Annotated in this window: 15 protein-coding genes, 1 tRNA gene and 1 pseudogene; 13 read left to right on the top strand and 4 right to left on the bottom strand. The window is 63.9% G+C overall.

Annotated features, from left to right (window positions below; all coding sequences use genetic code 11):
- Nucleotides 1-59 precede the first annotated feature (59 nt).
- From TO66_RS18225 to TO66_RS18265, 8 genes are all read left to right on the top strand, one after another.
- A complete protein-coding gene (locus TO66_RS18225; protein WP_044463582.1) occupies nucleotides 60-2,171 on the top strand; it encodes a DNA cytosine methyltransferase in 2,112 nt (703 codons plus the stop codon).
- Nucleotides 2,172-2,209: 38 nt separating this feature from the next.
- The gene (locus TO66_RS18230) at nucleotides 2,210-2,842 is read left to right on the top strand and encodes a hypothetical protein (RefSeq protein ID WP_156162078.1); all 633 of its coding nucleotides are present in this window, start codon (nucleotides 2,210-2,212) and stop codon (nucleotides 2,840-2,842) included.
- 184 nt (nucleotides 2,843-3,026) lie between these two features.
- Nucleotides 3,027-3,494, top strand: a complete 468-nt coding sequence (locus TO66_RS18240) for a hypothetical protein (protein ID WP_044463585.1) — start codon at nucleotides 3,027-3,029, stop codon at nucleotides 3,492-3,494.
- 57 nt (nucleotides 3,495-3,551) lie between these two features.
- Entirely contained in the window at nucleotides 3,552-3,866 is a 315-nt protein-coding gene (locus tag TO66_RS18245; protein WP_044463586.1) for a hypothetical protein, read from the top strand.
- Nucleotides 3,867-3,927: 61 nt separating this feature from the next.
- Entirely contained in the window at nucleotides 3,928-4,275 is a 348-nt protein-coding gene (locus TO66_RS18250) for a hypothetical protein (protein ID WP_044463587.1), read from the top strand.
- A 242-nt stretch (nucleotides 4,276-4,517) separates the two neighbouring features.
- Nucleotides 4,518-4,721, top strand: coding sequence for a hypothetical protein (locus tag TO66_RS18255; RefSeq protein ID WP_044463588.1), 204 nt, complete (start codon nucleotides 4,518-4,520; stop codon nucleotides 4,719-4,721).
- A gap of 37 nt (nucleotides 4,722-4,758) precedes the next feature.
- Complete coding sequence (locus TO66_RS18260; protein WP_044463589.1) at nucleotides 4,759-4,995, top strand: DUF4224 domain-containing protein; 237 nt, start codon at nucleotides 4,759-4,761, stop codon at nucleotides 4,993-4,995.
- Nucleotides 4,995-6,062: a tyrosine-type recombinase/integrase gene (locus TO66_RS18265; protein WP_044463590.1), complete on the top strand. Its 1,068-nt coding sequence runs from the start codon at nucleotides 4,995-4,997 to the stop codon at nucleotides 6,060-6,062. The genes TO66_RS18260 and TO66_RS18265 overlap by 1 nt, the downstream gene beginning before the upstream one ends.
- Nucleotides 6,063-6,161: 99 nt before the next feature.
- On the opposite strand, the gene TO66_RS18270 is transcribed toward TO66_RS18265, so the two are convergent.
- A tRNA-Cys gene (locus tag TO66_RS18270) sits at nucleotides 6,162-6,235 on the bottom strand.
- A 437-nt stretch (nucleotides 6,236-6,672) separates the two neighbouring features.
- Here TO66_RS18270 and TO66_RS18275 point away from each other — a divergent pair.
- A complete protein-coding gene (locus TO66_RS18275) occupies nucleotides 6,673-7,647 on the top strand; it encodes a quinone oxidoreductase (RefSeq protein WP_044463591.1) in 975 nt (324 codons plus the stop codon).
- A 41-nt stretch (nucleotides 7,648-7,688) separates the two neighbouring features.
- Nucleotides 7,689-8,621: a LysR family transcriptional regulator gene (locus TO66_RS18280; protein WP_044463592.1), complete on the top strand. Its 933-nt coding sequence runs from the start codon at nucleotides 7,689-7,691 to the stop codon at nucleotides 8,619-8,621.
- Between the two features lie 4 nt (nucleotides 8,622-8,625).
- Here the strand turns inward: TO66_RS18280 and TO66_RS18285 are convergent, their stop codons facing one another.
- Complete coding sequence (locus tag TO66_RS18285; RefSeq protein ID WP_044463593.1) at nucleotides 8,626-9,519, bottom strand: LysR family transcriptional regulator; 894 nt, start codon at nucleotides 9,517-9,519, stop codon at nucleotides 8,626-8,628.
- 85 nt (nucleotides 9,520-9,604) lie between these two features.
- Here TO66_RS18285 and TO66_RS18290 point away from each other — a divergent pair, with 85 nt between their 5' ends.
- Nucleotides 9,605-10,381, top strand: coding sequence for an NAD(P)H-dependent oxidoreductase (locus TO66_RS18290; RefSeq protein ID WP_044463594.1), 777 nt, complete (start codon nucleotides 9,605-9,607; stop codon nucleotides 10,379-10,381).
- Between the two features lie 51 nt (nucleotides 10,382-10,432).
- Nucleotides 10,433-10,720, top strand: a complete 288-nt coding sequence (locus tag TO66_RS18295) for a barstar family protein (RefSeq protein ID WP_044463595.1) — start codon at nucleotides 10,433-10,435, stop codon at nucleotides 10,718-10,720.
- 4 nt (nucleotides 10,721-10,724) lie between these two features.
- Here TO66_RS18295 and TO66_RS33780 read toward each other — a convergent pair whose 3' ends face one another.
- Both TO66_RS33780 and TO66_RS33785 read right to left on the bottom strand, forming a co-directional pair.
- Nucleotides 10,725-11,510, bottom strand: a complete 786-nt coding sequence (locus TO66_RS33780) for an SDR family oxidoreductase (protein WP_044466082.1) — start codon at nucleotides 11,508-11,510, stop codon at nucleotides 10,725-10,727.
- A 36-nt stretch (nucleotides 11,511-11,546) separates the two neighbouring features.
- A pseudogene (locus TO66_RS33785) lies at nucleotides 11,547-11,942 on the bottom strand (GlcG/HbpS family heme-binding protein); the annotation flags it as partial.
- Nucleotides 11,943-12,037: 95 nt separating this feature from the next.
- On the opposite strand from TO66_RS33785, the gene TO66_RS18305 reads away from it, so the two are divergent.
- Nucleotides 12,038-12,952, top strand: a complete 915-nt coding sequence (locus tag TO66_RS18305; RefSeq protein ID WP_044463596.1) for a LysR family transcriptional regulator — start codon at nucleotides 12,038-12,040, stop codon at nucleotides 12,950-12,952.
- Nucleotides 12,953-12,956: the final 4 nt, after the last annotated feature.

Raw genomic sequence — 12,956 nt, forward strand, 5'->3', positions numbered from 1 at the left:
CAGTACCTTGCTCCTCCTCCAAATTTCAACGAATCACGCCACCTAGGCGAGGACCGCCCATGTCTGCATTTCGGAAAAAGAACCCTCTCGACTTCAAAACCCAGTACGGCCTTGGTTTCGTTCCACAAGACGACGAAATCGTGGTGGACTTCTTCTGCGGTGGCGGCGGCGCTGGCACCGGGCTGGAGATGGGCCTGGGCCGCGCGGTGAATGTGGCGAAGAACCACAGCCCTGCGGCGATCAGCATGCACACCGTGAATCACCCGGGCGCCGTGCACTACACCACCGACGTGTTCGACGGTGATCCGGATACCGAGTGCGGCGGCAAGGCCGTTGGCTGGTTCCACATGTCGCCGGACTGCACGCACCACAGCCAGGCCGCCGGCGGCCAGCCGCGCAAGCGCGAGATCCGGAACCTTTCGTGGATCGGCTTGAAGTGGGCCGGAAAGAAAAAGCCCCGGGTGATCAGCCTGGAGAACGTGAAACAGATCCTGCAATGGGGGCCGCTGGTTGCCAAGCGCGACAAAGTCACCGGCCGCGTGGTGAAGCTCGACGGCGGCATTGCGGCACCCGGCGAGGTTGTGCCGGTCCACCAGCAGTTCCTGGTGCCCGACCCGAAACGCCGCGGCCAGACCTGGGCGGTTTTCGTCGCCGAGCTGCAGCGCCTCGGCTATGCCGTTGAATGGCGGGTGCTGAAGGCCTGCGACTATGGCGCACCGACCAGCCGTGAACGCCTGTTCATGATCGCCCGGTGCGATGGCCAGCCCATCGTGTGGCCAGAACCGACCCACGCCAAGAACCCGGCCAAGGGCCAAAAGAAGTGGCGCACCGCCGCCGAGTGCATCGACTGGACGATCCCGAGCAAGAGCATTTTCGACCGTCCGAAACCGTTGGCCCCTGCAACCCTGCGCCGGATTGCCAAGGGCATGAAGAAATTCGTCCTCGATACCGCCGACCCGTTCATCGTGCCAATTGCGAACTGGTCCGGCGACAGTGTGCAGTCAGCGCATGAGCCTCTGCGTACAGTGACCTCATGGCCCCGCGGCGGATCGTTCGCCATGGCTAGCCCGATCATTGCACCGGCCACGCATCAGGGCAGCGACCGGATCAACGACCCGACCGCCCCGCTGCCAACCGTCACCTGCGCGAATCGCGGCGAGCTGACGCTGATCAGCCCGACCCTGATCCAAACGGGATATGGCGAGCGCACGGGCCAGGAACCACGTGTACCGGGCATCGATCAGCCTCTGGGTACTGTTGTCGCTGGAGGGGTGAAACACGCCCTCACCGGCGCGGTGCTGGTTGGTGCAGGTGGCCCTGAGTATTCCGGCAAGCCAGCCGCCGTAGATCAGCCTGCCGGGACGTTGATGACCCAGAACCACCGCGCAATCGCTGCGGCGCACCTGGTGAAGTTTCGGTTCGAGGACGAAGGCAAAGCGCTCGACAAGCCGCTGCCGACCATCACCAGCGGCGGGAACTACCAGCGCCCAGCCGGCGCGGCCCACGCAATGGGCATATCCACGGTGTTCATGGCCCAGATGAACGGCGGCTTCACAAACACCGGAAGCCAGCAGCAGCTGGTGACAGCCACACTGATGACCAACACCACCGGACATAGGCCGTCCTGCGTTGATGGACCGGTTCCAACACTCACTACGGGACAGCAGCAGACACTGGTGAGCGCCAATCTGGCGACGTTGCGCAAGCATTGCGTTGGCCGGGCGATGGGTGAACCGGTGCCAACCATGACCGCCGGCGCCGAACATCACGCACTGGTCCAGTACACGCTCTCGCAGGAGCATGAAGCCAGTGCGCTGCGTGTCGCCGCTTTCCTGATCAGTTACTACGGAACCGAAAACATCAGCGGAGCCGACGCACCTGCTCCGACCATCACCACCAAGGACCGCCTGGGTCTGGTCACCGTAACCATCAAGGGGACCCCTTACGTGATCGTCGACATTTGCTTGCGGATGCTGCAGCCGTCGGAACTCTACAAGGCCCAGGGCTTCCCGGCCGACTACATCATCGATCGTGGCGCCGACGGAAAGCCCTTCACAAAGACCCAGCAGGTGCACATGTGCGGCAACAGTGTGAGCCCACCTCCTATGGCAGCGCTGGCCAGGGCCAACGACCCATGGCGCGCAGCTGATCGACAAGCAGAAGCCGCATAACCCCCCCTCAACGCCGGCCTACCCGGCAAGGACTCACCATGCCCGAAGTAAAACGCGTGTCAGCTAACTGGAATATGCAAGAGTTCTACCCAAGCCCGCACGGCACTCACGTAGCAGCTGAAGACTTCGAGCACGTAAAAGCCGAGCGCGACGCCCTACAGCAGCGCCTGAACGACCGGGATCAGCGCGTAGACGAGCTGGAGCAAGAGCGCGACAGCCTACGCGACCAGTTGGCAGCATGGCAGGCTCTGGCGGCTGAGCGCCTGGAGTTAATGGCCGAGCGGGATGCGCTGATGAATCGCGCGGTTCAGGCATGGGCGGCGGCGGACAACATCAAGGATATGCACGCAGCAATGGCCGCATTGCGCGACGCCCTATCCGCCAGCGCAGAGCATATGTGCAGTTTCTGCCAGGGGCGCCTCAGCGTGAGCGCTGACCACATGAATATGAGGCCGTGCCCTAAGTGCAGCGCAGAGCCGAGCACGCCGGAGTACCCGCGAGTGCAGATGGTCAAAGCTCATTCCTACACCTGCGCCAGCGTGAAAGACGGCGACGCCTTTGGGCTGTGCGACTGCGGCGCTGTGGTTGACGGTGTGGCTGTAGAAGTCAAAACCGCCGTTGACTACGCCGAGCCAGGGACCGAGATCCGCACCGTAGGAGCGAAGCCATGAGCAACCAGGACGCTAGTCATTGCCTTGGGCGTCTCAAGATGCCTGAAGGCTACAAGCTGCTCCAGCTAGACAGCGGCCACTTCATGTGGCGGCACGATGAAAGCGATGACGAGTCATGCATCCACTGGAGCAAGTGGGCCATATATCACGGCGCTCATGCCGACAGCAAAGAACGGAGTAAGCCATGAGCAATAGCGAAATGATCAGCGTGCCGCGTGAGCTGCTGGAGCGCGTTGCAAACGAGGCAGACCGCATGCTTGGGTTCACCTATGCCTCGAACTGTGACGAATGCCGGGCTGCTGTAGACGAGCTTCTGGCCCTTCTCGCTGCTCCTGCTGAATCCTGCGGCGCCTGCGGTGGTTGTGCGAACGGTTGCCGCCTGGACCGGGAAAGCCCGCCAGCCGCCCAGCCCCAGGGCGAGCCGGTGGCGTGGCTCGACCCAGCCCACGGACTGAGTTGGCTTGCAGACCGAATGAGCGTGATGCCCGGAACGAAGCTCTACACCCGTCCAGCCGAGCAGCCAGCCCCGGCCGCGGTGGTGCTGCCCGATCGCAAGCCTGAGCCGTCCTGCATGACTGCGGTCGATGATGACCGAGAGGCAGAAATCTGGAACGCCTGCCTCGACGCCGTAGCCCGCCTCAACAAGCAGTAATCCCTCTCCCCTCTATCACTCAACACTCACTGCCGCAACCGCGGCGGAGGAATCGTCATGCCTGAAGAAAAGCTGATTGGCCCCATCGAAGTCGTGCGCGACGAGAGCGGGTACTGGTATCACCCGGACATTCCGGAATTCGATGAGGACGCCGAAGCCTACAAAGCATGGCTCGATACCCAGGGCCTGAAGGTGGTCGGTTGGCACATGGATTCCGACTTGGAGTCCCACCCCTACTGGGACGCCGGTGAGCCGCACTGCCTTGGCTGGGAGCCAGAAACACCACCGGTATACGACTGGTTCCTACTCGGAATCTTCGATACCGATGACGGCCCGTATGTGCAGTGGGCGCGCCGCGAGGTGACGCCATGATCTTCCTCGCCCTACCCGCCCTGCTGTTCATTGGCTGGAACATCTACAAGGGGCCGAAGCGATGAAAGCTCGCATCGAGAAGAAACTCAGCAAGCGCCTGGTCACTCTCCTCCCGAGCTTGTTCGGAAAGGCCTGGGTAGACAGGGAGCCTTCCGAGCTCGCGTATGAGCAGAACTCCTGCATCAACAATGTCATGTCAGTGGGTGGCGGCGTCGACTATTGGGGAGAGGGCCAGGATGCCTACACCTGCTGGGCATTGTGGCGCATGAACTGGATGTGGCATGGGCCGTTCGAGTCGTACCCTGAAGGGCACCGTCACGAGTACTACCCCAACACCGAAGGGTTCAAGCCGACAACGCGAAACCTGCTCAAGCTGGCCGCTGAATGTGAGCTTACGAGCCGGAAGTAAGGGAGTTCGCCGCGGCCCGCATAGGTCGACGGATAGCCAGGACAACGAGCCGGGCGAACACGAAGAGGCGAAGGCCTTCGTCGGCCATCACTACGGAACCCTCCGCTTCGAGCGCGAGATCCCGCATATCTCTGTCGAAATCGCCACACAGTTCGAATACGACAACGAGTGGTTTCCGGCCAAGGCCTGACCATCCCCCCCTATCCATCACCCCGGCCGGAGACGGCCGGCGAGGAATCCCTATGAACGCGAAAAAACTCTTCGAGATCCTGGTGGGCATGCTCGCATTCCTGCTGATCACCCTCGGCTGGTTCTTCTACGCAGTCCCGGCAATGTGGGAAAGCGGGACCGATGCCGCCCTCATCGCCGCGTTCGCTGGTTCGATGCTGTGGCTTGCCGCAGTCGCCAGCTGCGTCGTTTACATCATCCAGCGGGCCAGGCCCTGACTAACCCTCTGCCGCCGACGGCGGCGCGGAGCATTACATGGAAACTCAAAGCGAGACACTCGCCGACGAAGAGCTGGCGGCAATCACCGGCTACCACAAACCGACCAAACAAATCGCATGGCTGGCAAATAACGGATGGCAATACGCTCTCACCGGAGCCAGGAGGCCGGTAGTGGGAAGGGTCTACGCCCGACTGAAGCTGGCCGGCTTGAAACCATCGGCAACGAATGCAGTCGCCGAAACCTGGACTCTGGACCTCTCGAAGGTAAGTTGATGCGAAAAAGGAAAGCCGCAAACCTGGATCTGCCGCCACGGATGATTCGGCGGATCAGGAAGATGAAGAGCGGGAAAATTTTGGTTTGTTATTACTACTGCGGCAAGACCTCAGAGGGGAAAAGGGTTGAAATCCCACTGGGGACCGATCTGGATGACGCAAAGATCGAATGGGCGCGGCTTGACCGAAAGGTCATGCCAAAGCCTATGCACTTGATGGCTCGCCTGTTCGACGAGTACGAAGACAAGATCATGCCCAGCCTGAAAAAAGGCACCAGGGATGACTACACAAAGGGGATGAGGCAACTCAGGAAAGCATTCGAGTCGGCTCCCGTCGAGGCTATTACCACACAAGTTCTTGCCCAGTATCGTGACACTCGAACCGCAAAGGTCCGCGCCAACAGAGAACTGGCCCTGCTTTCGACAATTTTCACGCACGCACGCGAATGGGGCCTTACCGACCGAGCCAATCCTTGCCTAGGCCTTCGTCGAAACAAAGAGATCCCTCGCGACTTCTATGCAGGCGATCTGGTTTGGGATGCTGTTTACGAGGTAGCTCCTCAGGAGCTGAAGGACGCTATGGATCTCGCCTACCTTACCGGCCAGCGGCCGGGGGACGTCATCAAGACGTCAACACTCGATCTGAACAATGGCTTTCTCAATGTCGTGCAGGGAAAAACGGAGAAGCGCTTGCGAATCAGACTGCGCGATGGAGAATCAGCTTCCGGCTTGAGCCTCTTCATCGACGGGCTTCTTGAGAGGAAAAATCTCGCCGGCATCAAAAACTCGATTCTGATAACGAATCAGTCAGGCCTTCGCATGAGCTACCCCATGCTGCGCAATAGATGGGATGAAGCAAGAGAAAAGGCCGCTATGAAGGCGACGGCCTCTGGTGATGATGAGCTTGCAACAACAATTCGGAAGTTCCAGTTCAGGGATATTCGACCGAAAGCAGCCAGCGAAATCGAAGATATTGGCCATGCCAGCAGGCTCTTAGGGCACTCGAAAGAAGAGATGACGAAGAAGGTCTATCGCCGGGTCGGCGAGATCGTCAGCCCTACGAAATGACGTCGAGTTGCGGAAGCGGCATAGATAGTTGTGGAAGCGTTCGTCAAATCGCAGGCAATAAAAAACCCCGTAGATCATTGATCTACGGGGTTTTCAGTTTGGAGGCCGAGGTCGGAATCGAACCGGCGTAGGTGGATTTGCAATCCACTGCATAACCATTTTGCTACTCGGCCAAACTTTCGATGCTTTACAACTGCATCAAAGGCGTACAACTCGAAGCTGGAAAGCCGATCTTGACCTGAATCTTGATCTACCATCCAACCCTTTGAATTCTAAGGGGTTTTTCGCCTTCCTGAATCAGGAATGGACGCAATTCTGGACTTGTTCGCAGGGCATGTCAAGGATAGAAATGAAATAATTCAACATCTTAGTGGCGCCTGCCCCGCCCTCGCGGCCACGCAGCATAGTGGTTGTGTGGCTGGCTGCAAAGGGGCGAGCGATCCGGCATGGCTTCCCCGGGGTAAGACTCGATGAATCGGCAGCTTTCCAGCGGATCTGTTTGCCAACTGCTGCACTGCATGCAGCAGTCATATGCATCGGGCCTGATTGTTGACGCCAAAGCACAGCCCCTACTCTGGATACCCAACCCAAGGTTCCAAGGAGATCGAGCATGTTCACACGGGTAAAACTTCACAAAGTGGGCGGCCCGCAGGTGTTGCAGTTCGAGCAGGTGCAGGCGCAGGCCCCGGGGAGCGGCGAGGTCTGGCTGGAGCAGACGGCCATCGGCGTCAACCCGCTGGATCTGAGCCAACGCAGTGGTGCCGTATCGGTGCCCCTGCCCAGCGGGCTCGGCCTGGAGGGTGCGGGGCGGGTCATGGCGGTGGGTGCCGGGGTCACCCAGGTCCAGGTGGGCGACCGGGTCGCCTACGCCACCGGGCCCCTGGGGGCCTATGCCAGCGGCCGCCTGTATCCGGCCGAGCGTCTGGTCAAGCTGCCGCCGGAGCTGACCTCGGAGGCGGCCGCGGCCTTGCTGTTCAAGGGCATCACCGCGCAATACCTGCTGAAAACCACCTACCCGGTCGGGCCGGGTAGCCGGGTGTTGATCTACGGCGCCGCCGGCGCCCTGGGCCAGTTAATGGTGCCCTGGGCCAAGCACCTGGGCGCCACCGTGATTGGCGTGGTGTCCAAGCCGCAAAGCGTCGAGCGGGCCCGGCAAGCCGGCTGCGACACGGTGCTGGTCTTCGAGGCCGCCACCCTCGCCCGGCAGGTTGTCGAGGCGACGCACGGGCACAAGGTCGACGTGGTGTACGACCCGATCGGCCGGCTGTCTTTCGAGGCCTCGCTGGACAGCCTGCGCCCACGTGGTGTGCTGGTGTCCTTCGGCGCCGCGTCGGGCGTCCCCGAGCCGGTGTCGGTCGGCACCCTCAATGCCAAGGGCTCGCTGTTCCTGACCCGCCCGTCCCTCGCCGCCCATACCGCCACCGTCGACGAGTACCAGGAGCGCGCCGCCGATGTGCTCGCCGCTTGCGCCGCGGGTATCATCCAGCCACGGATCTGGCAGCGTTATCCCCTGGCCGAGGTGGCCCGGGCCCATGCCGACCTGCACGACGGACGCGCACAAGGCGCCATCGTGCTGCTACCTTGAGCCTCCCCTTCTTCCGCTCCCACGACGAGGCCCCCAGGCACATGGATCTGTTCGACAGCCGCCAGGCCGATGAGCTCGCCACCTTGCTGGCACTCTTCGAGCACGGCTCTTTCGCCGCCGCGGGGCGGGCCTTGCAGCGCCACTCTTCGGTGCTATCCAAGCGCCTGGCGGCACTGGAGGACCGCCTGGGCATTCGCCTGGTGCAGCGCATCACCCGGCAACTGCGCTTCACCGACGCCGGCGCGCGCCTGGTGGAGCGCCTGCGCCATGCCGCGGGCCTGATCGGCGAAGCCGAGCAGGAGGCATCCCGGGGCGCGGCGCAGGTCCGTGGCCGCCTGCGCCTGGCCTTGCCGGCGGCCATGGGCCGGCGCTGGCTCAGCCCGATCCTCGCCGAGTTCGCCCTGGCCCATCCCGAAGTACAGCTGGAGACCGAGTATTCGGATCGTTTCGTCGACCTGGTCGGCGAAGGTTTCGATGCCGCGATCCGCATCGGCGAACTGGCCGACAGCCAACTGGTAGCGCGCAAGCTCTGCGCCCACCGCCGCATCCTCTGCGCCGCCCCCGCCTACCTGCAACGCCATGGCCAGCCGCAGGTGCCCGCCGATCTGGACCAGCACAATTGCCTGGGCTTCACCGGCCTGCGCTCCTGGCCCGACTGGCGCCTGACCCGCCAGGGCGAGCAGGCAACCGTGCGCGTGCGGGGCAGCCTGCAGAGCAACGACAACGAGGCGCTGCTGGTCGCCGCCCGGGCCGGTGTCGGCATTCTCGCCGGCGGCGACTGGCTGATGCACCAGGACCTAGCGTCGGGGCGACTGCTCAGGGTATTGCCGCAGTGGCAACTGGACAGCGACTCGGGAGTCTTTCTGCTGCGTCCCTCGGCGCGCTTCGCCAGCGCCAGCACCCTGGCCTTCAAACAGTGGATCGAGGCACGTTTCGCCCAGGGCGCGCCGTGGGAGACACCGGAGGCGTCCTGACGGCTCACAGCGCAGCGACGATAAATTCGCGCAGCCAGCGGTGAGCCGGATCGCGATGACTGCGCTCGTGCCAGAGCATGACCATCTCGTAGCCCGGCACCGCCAGCGGCGGCTCGACCACCTTCAGCGCCGGGTTGTCGCGCACCAGCCGCGCCGGCAGCATCGCCACCAGGTCGGTGCTGGCCAGCGTCGAGAGCACGAACAGGAAGTGCGGCACCGACAGCACCACCCGCCGTGCCAGCCCCGCCTGCGCCAGCACGCTGTCGGTGATGCCATGGAAGCCACCGCCATCGGGCGAGACCACCACATGATCCAGCTTGCCGAACTGCGCCAGGCTCGGACGCCGTCGCAAGCGCGGATGGCCGGCGCGCCCCACCAGCACATAACGTTCGCTGAACAGCACCCGGTGCCGCAGCCCCGGCGGCGCGTCCTCGCGGGTATGCAGGGCCAGGTCGATGACGCCCTGCTCGACCTGCCGGACCATCTGCGCGGGATCCAGTTCGTGCACCGCCAGCCGGGTGCCGGGCGCCGCCGCACGCAGGCCGGCCAGGGCCGGCAGGAGCACCGTCGATTCGCCATAGTCGGAGGCCGCCACACTCCAGGTCTGCGTCGCGGCGCCCGGGTCGAACGGGCTGGCCGGCGCCACCGCCAGCTCCAGCGCCTCCAGCGCCCGGCGCAACGGCTCGCGCAATGCCTCGGCCCGGGCGGTGGGCCGCATGCCCCGAGGCCCCGGCAGCAACAGCGGGTCGTCGAAGAGCTCGCGCAACTTGGCCAGGTGCACGCTGACCGAGGGTTGCGACAGGTGCAGGCGCTGCGCCGCGCGGGTCACGTTGTGCTCCGCCAGCAGCACATCCAGGGTCAACAGCAAGTTGATGTCCAAGCGCCTTAAATTATTCACGACAATACCTGGGATATTGGATATTCATTTCCAATATACCTGGCAAGCATCGATCCTGCTGTCTCCCACCGTTGGAGACCCTGCTATGAATGTGCTGTTGGTATACGCCCACCCCGAACCCCGCTCCTTGAACGGCTCGCTCAAGGACTTCTCGATCAAGCGCCTGGAAGCCGCCGGCCACGCGGTCCAGGTGTCGGACCTGTACGCGATGAACTGGAAGGCGCCGCTGGACGCCGCCGACAGCCTGGGCCGGCCGGCGGATGCCCGCTTCGATCCGTCCCAGGACTCCCAGCGTGCCTTCGCCGAGGGCCTGCAATCGGCGGACATCGTGCACGAACAGGAAAAGCTGCGGTGGGCCGACACCGTGCTGCTGCAATTTCCCCTGTGGTGGTTCTCCATGCCGGCGATCCTCAAGGGTTGGGTGGAACGGGTCTACGCCTACGGGTTTGCCTATGGCGTGGGCGAACACTCGGATGCACGCTGGGGCGACCGTTACGGTGAAGGCACCCTGGCCGGCAAGCGCGCGATGCTGATCGTCACGGCCGGCGGCTGGGAGTCGCACTACAGCCCGCGGGGCATCAACGGGCCGATCGACGACCTGCTGTTCCCGATCCACCACGGCATCCTCTATTACCCCGGCTTCGACGTCCTGCCGCCCTACGTGATCTACCGCACCGGGCGCATCGATCCGGCGCGCTACGCCAGCCTCTGCGAGGAACTCGGGCAGCGCCTCGACCAGTTGCAGCAGGTCGCGCCCATCCCCTTCCGCCCGCAGAACGCCGGAGCCTACCGGATTCCGGAACTGACCCTGCGCCCGGAGATCGCCGAGGGCCAGTCCGGTTTCGCCGTGCATCGGGTCTAGACCGAAGTCGGGTTATCCTTGCCGGCCGTACAACCACTGAAGGCATTCGAGATGACCCGCCCGCCCCGAGTGAGCATCGACCTGGACGCGGTGACCAGCGCCGCCGAGTTGCACGCCGTCCTGCGCGATGCGCTGGGCTTTCCCGCCTGGTACGGCGCCAATTGGGACGCGTTCTGGGATGCGATCACCGGACTGGTGGACATGCCCGAGTACCTGCAATTTTCCGGCTGGGCCGGGCTGGCCACGCGCTTGCCCGGGGAGGCAGCGCTTCTGCGGCGCTGCCTGGCGAACATGACCTCGCTGTATCCGCAACTCGCGCCGCAGGTGGCGTTCGACTGAATGCTTAGGACTGCTGGCGCGTCCACGCGTCCCGCTGGTCCTGCTTGACGATATCGACGAAGTGCGCCGGCAACAGGTTGCGGAAGGCCCCGCCGTCCGCCTCCACCACCTCGACCATCTTCGCCACCATCTCCTCGGGGTCGTACTGCTCGAACGGGAATTTCAGCCCGGCGTGATCGGTGAAGTGCTTCTGCGGGTCGTACCAGCTTTTCCAGGTTTCCATCATCCGGTCGTTGAAGCCGGTGGAATAGGGCCCGGGGTTGATGGTCGCGACCTGGATGCCGAACTCCGCCAGTTCCATGTGCAGCGCTTCGGCGATGGATTCCAGGGCGTGCTTGGAGGCGCAGTAGGCGCCGGTGAACGGCCCGGTGAGCAGGCCGGCGATCGACGAGACGAAGACGATCTTGCCCTGGCGCCGCTCGACCATCTGCCGCACGAAGCCCTGGGTCAGTTCCAGGTTGGCGAACACGTTGGTCTCGAACTGCCCACGCAGGATATCCATGGGAATCTCCGCGATCGCGCCGGTCTCGGCGTCGCCGGCATTGTTCAACAGCACGTCGATCTGCCACTGCCAGGCATAGGCGCGGTCGCGCGCCGAGGTGATGTCCAGCTTCTCGACCCGCAGCGTGAGATCCAGGCTGTCGGCGAGCTGGCGCAGCTCGGTGACCTGCGGGGTGATCTGCACCCCGGCGATCACCTCATGCCCCTTGGCCGCCAGGCGCAGCGCCACTTCACGGCCAAAACCCGAGCCGGCGCCGGTCACCAGAATGCGTTTGGATGCTTGCTTCATATGCTTTTTCTCCAGGGAAATGTCAGGAACCAGGGCGCTGGCACAGGCCCGGGCAATGCTCTCGTCTTCGGCCGCGGTCGCGCCGGAAACCCCGATCGCGCCCAGGCAGTTACCGTTGCGATCGACCAGGGGCAAGCCGCCGGCGAAGCTGGTCAGCCCGCCATTGCTCTGCTCGATCGACCACAACGCCTGGCCCGGCCCCGACAGCGCGCCGAGGCTGGCGCTGGCGGTGCGAAACAGCGCCGAGGTGCGCGCCTTGCGCTGGGCCAGGTCGATGGCGCCGGGCACGGCGTCGTCCATGCGCACGAACGCCAGCAGGTTGCCGCCCGCATCGACGAGGGCGATGCACACCGCCAGCCGCCGTTGCGTGGCGCTGGCAATGCCCATGTCGAGCATGAGCCGGGCGGATTCGAGGGTGACAATGCAGGGCATGGCGGGGACTCCTTCGCGGTTGAAAAGAGTCTATGAAGCCCGTAGCGTTAAGAGAATCCGCATTTCCCCGACAACACTTTCAAGTATTTCTAACAATGAGCCGACGCGATCCCTTGGCCGGGCTGCACGTCTTCATGGCGGTAGTCGAGACCGGCAACTTCACCCGCGCCGCGGCCGTACTGGGCGTGACCCCGGCGGCCGTGAGCCTGGCCATCGGCCAGCTGGAAGGCGAACTGCGCAGCAAGCTGTTCCACCGCACCACCCGCGGCGTCAGCCTGACGGAAACCGGGCAGCGTTTTCACGACGCCAGCGAAGCCGGCTACCGCAGCCTGTTGCAGGCTCGGGACGAGTTGGGCGAAAGCCAGGGCGAACCCTCGGGGCACCTGCGCATCAGCGCCCTGCACATGGCCCGGCACCTGATCGTCGCGCCGCTGCTCGAGGATTTTTTCCAGCGCTACCCCAGGGTCACCCTGGAAATCCGCTACGAAGACCAGCTGGTGGACATCGTCAGGGAACAGCTCGACGCCGGCATCCGCCTGGCCGACGCGCTGCATCCGGGCATGCTCGCGGTACAGATCACGCCACCGTTGCACTGCGCCCTGGTGGCCAGCCCGGATTACCTGGCACGGCACCCGGCGCCGCGGCGCATCGACGATCTGCGCGAGCATGCCTGCATCCGTTTTCGCTTTCCCAGCAGCGGGCAGCTGCACAAATGGCACCTGCACGACGGCCAGCAGGAGGTGAAGCTGGATGTACCCGGGCGCTTCATCAGCACCGACACCCAGGCGGTGATAGAGGCCGCCCGCGCCGGCGTCGGCATCGCCCATGTGTTCATCCGCGAACGCATCGCCGCCGACCTCGACAGCGGCCGGCTGGTGGAGGTCCTGCCCGGCACCTGCCAGCCCCTGCCGCCGATGTGGCTGTACTACGCCAACCGCAAGCACGTCCCGCTCAAGCTGCGGGCCCTGATCGACGTGCTGCGCGACTGGAAGCAGGTGCCAGCACACTGAGTCC

The organism is Pseudomonas sp. MRSN 12121 (assembly GCF_000931465.1).
Classification (GTDB): domain Bacteria; phylum Pseudomonadota; class Gammaproteobacteria; order Pseudomonadales; family Pseudomonadaceae; genus Aquipseudomonas.

Excerpts from the sequence above, each read along its gene's own strand:
- TO66_RS18240 (WP_044463585.1), top strand. The coding sequence starts at position 3,027 with ATGAGCAATAGCGAAATGATCAGCGTGCCGCGTGAGCTGCTGGAGCGC.
- TO66_RS33780 (WP_044466082.1), bottom strand. The coding sequence starts at position 11,510 with ATGAAGCAAGCATCCAAACGCATTCTGGTGACCGGCGCCGGCTCGGGT.
- TO66_RS18230 (WP_156162078.1), top strand. The coding sequence starts at position 2,210 with ATGCCCGAAGTAAAACGCGTGTCAGCTAACTGGAATATGCAAGAGTTC.
- TO66_RS18245 (WP_044463586.1), top strand. The coding sequence starts at position 3,552 with ATGCCTGAAGAAAAGCTGATTGGCCCCATCGAAGTCGTGCGCGACGAG.
- TO66_RS18280 (WP_044463592.1), top strand. The coding sequence starts at position 7,689 with ATGGATCTGTTCGACAGCCGCCAGGCCGATGAGCTCGCCACCTTGCTG.
- TO66_RS18225 (WP_044463582.1), top strand. The coding sequence starts at position 60 with ATGTCTGCATTTCGGAAAAAGAACCCTCTCGACTTCAAAACCCAGTAC.
- TO66_RS18275 (WP_044463591.1), top strand. The coding sequence starts at position 6,673 with ATGTTCACACGGGTAAAACTTCACAAAGTGGGCGGCCCGCAGGTGTTG.
- TO66_RS18305 (WP_044463596.1), top strand. The coding sequence starts at position 12,038 with ATGAGCCGACGCGATCCCTTGGCCGGGCTGCACGTCTTCATGGCGGTA.
- TO66_RS18290 (WP_044463594.1), top strand. The coding sequence starts at position 9,605 with ATGAATGTGCTGTTGGTATACGCCCACCCCGAACCCCGCTCCTTGAAC.
- TO66_RS18295 (WP_044463595.1), top strand. The coding sequence starts at position 10,433 with ATGACCCGCCCGCCCCGAGTGAGCATCGACCTGGACGCGGTGACCAGC.
- TO66_RS18260 (WP_044463589.1), top strand. The coding sequence starts at position 4,759 with ATGGAAACTCAAAGCGAGACACTCGCCGACGAAGAGCTGGCGGCAATC.
- TO66_RS18255 (WP_044463588.1), top strand. The coding sequence starts at position 4,518 with ATGAACGCGAAAAAACTCTTCGAGATCCTGGTGGGCATGCTCGCATTC.
- TO66_RS18250 (WP_044463587.1), top strand. The coding sequence starts at position 3,928 with ATGAAAGCTCGCATCGAGAAGAAACTCAGCAAGCGCCTGGTCACTCTC.
- TO66_RS18265 (WP_044463590.1), top strand. The coding sequence starts at position 4,995 with ATGCGAAAAAGGAAAGCCGCAAACCTGGATCTGCCGCCACGGATGATT.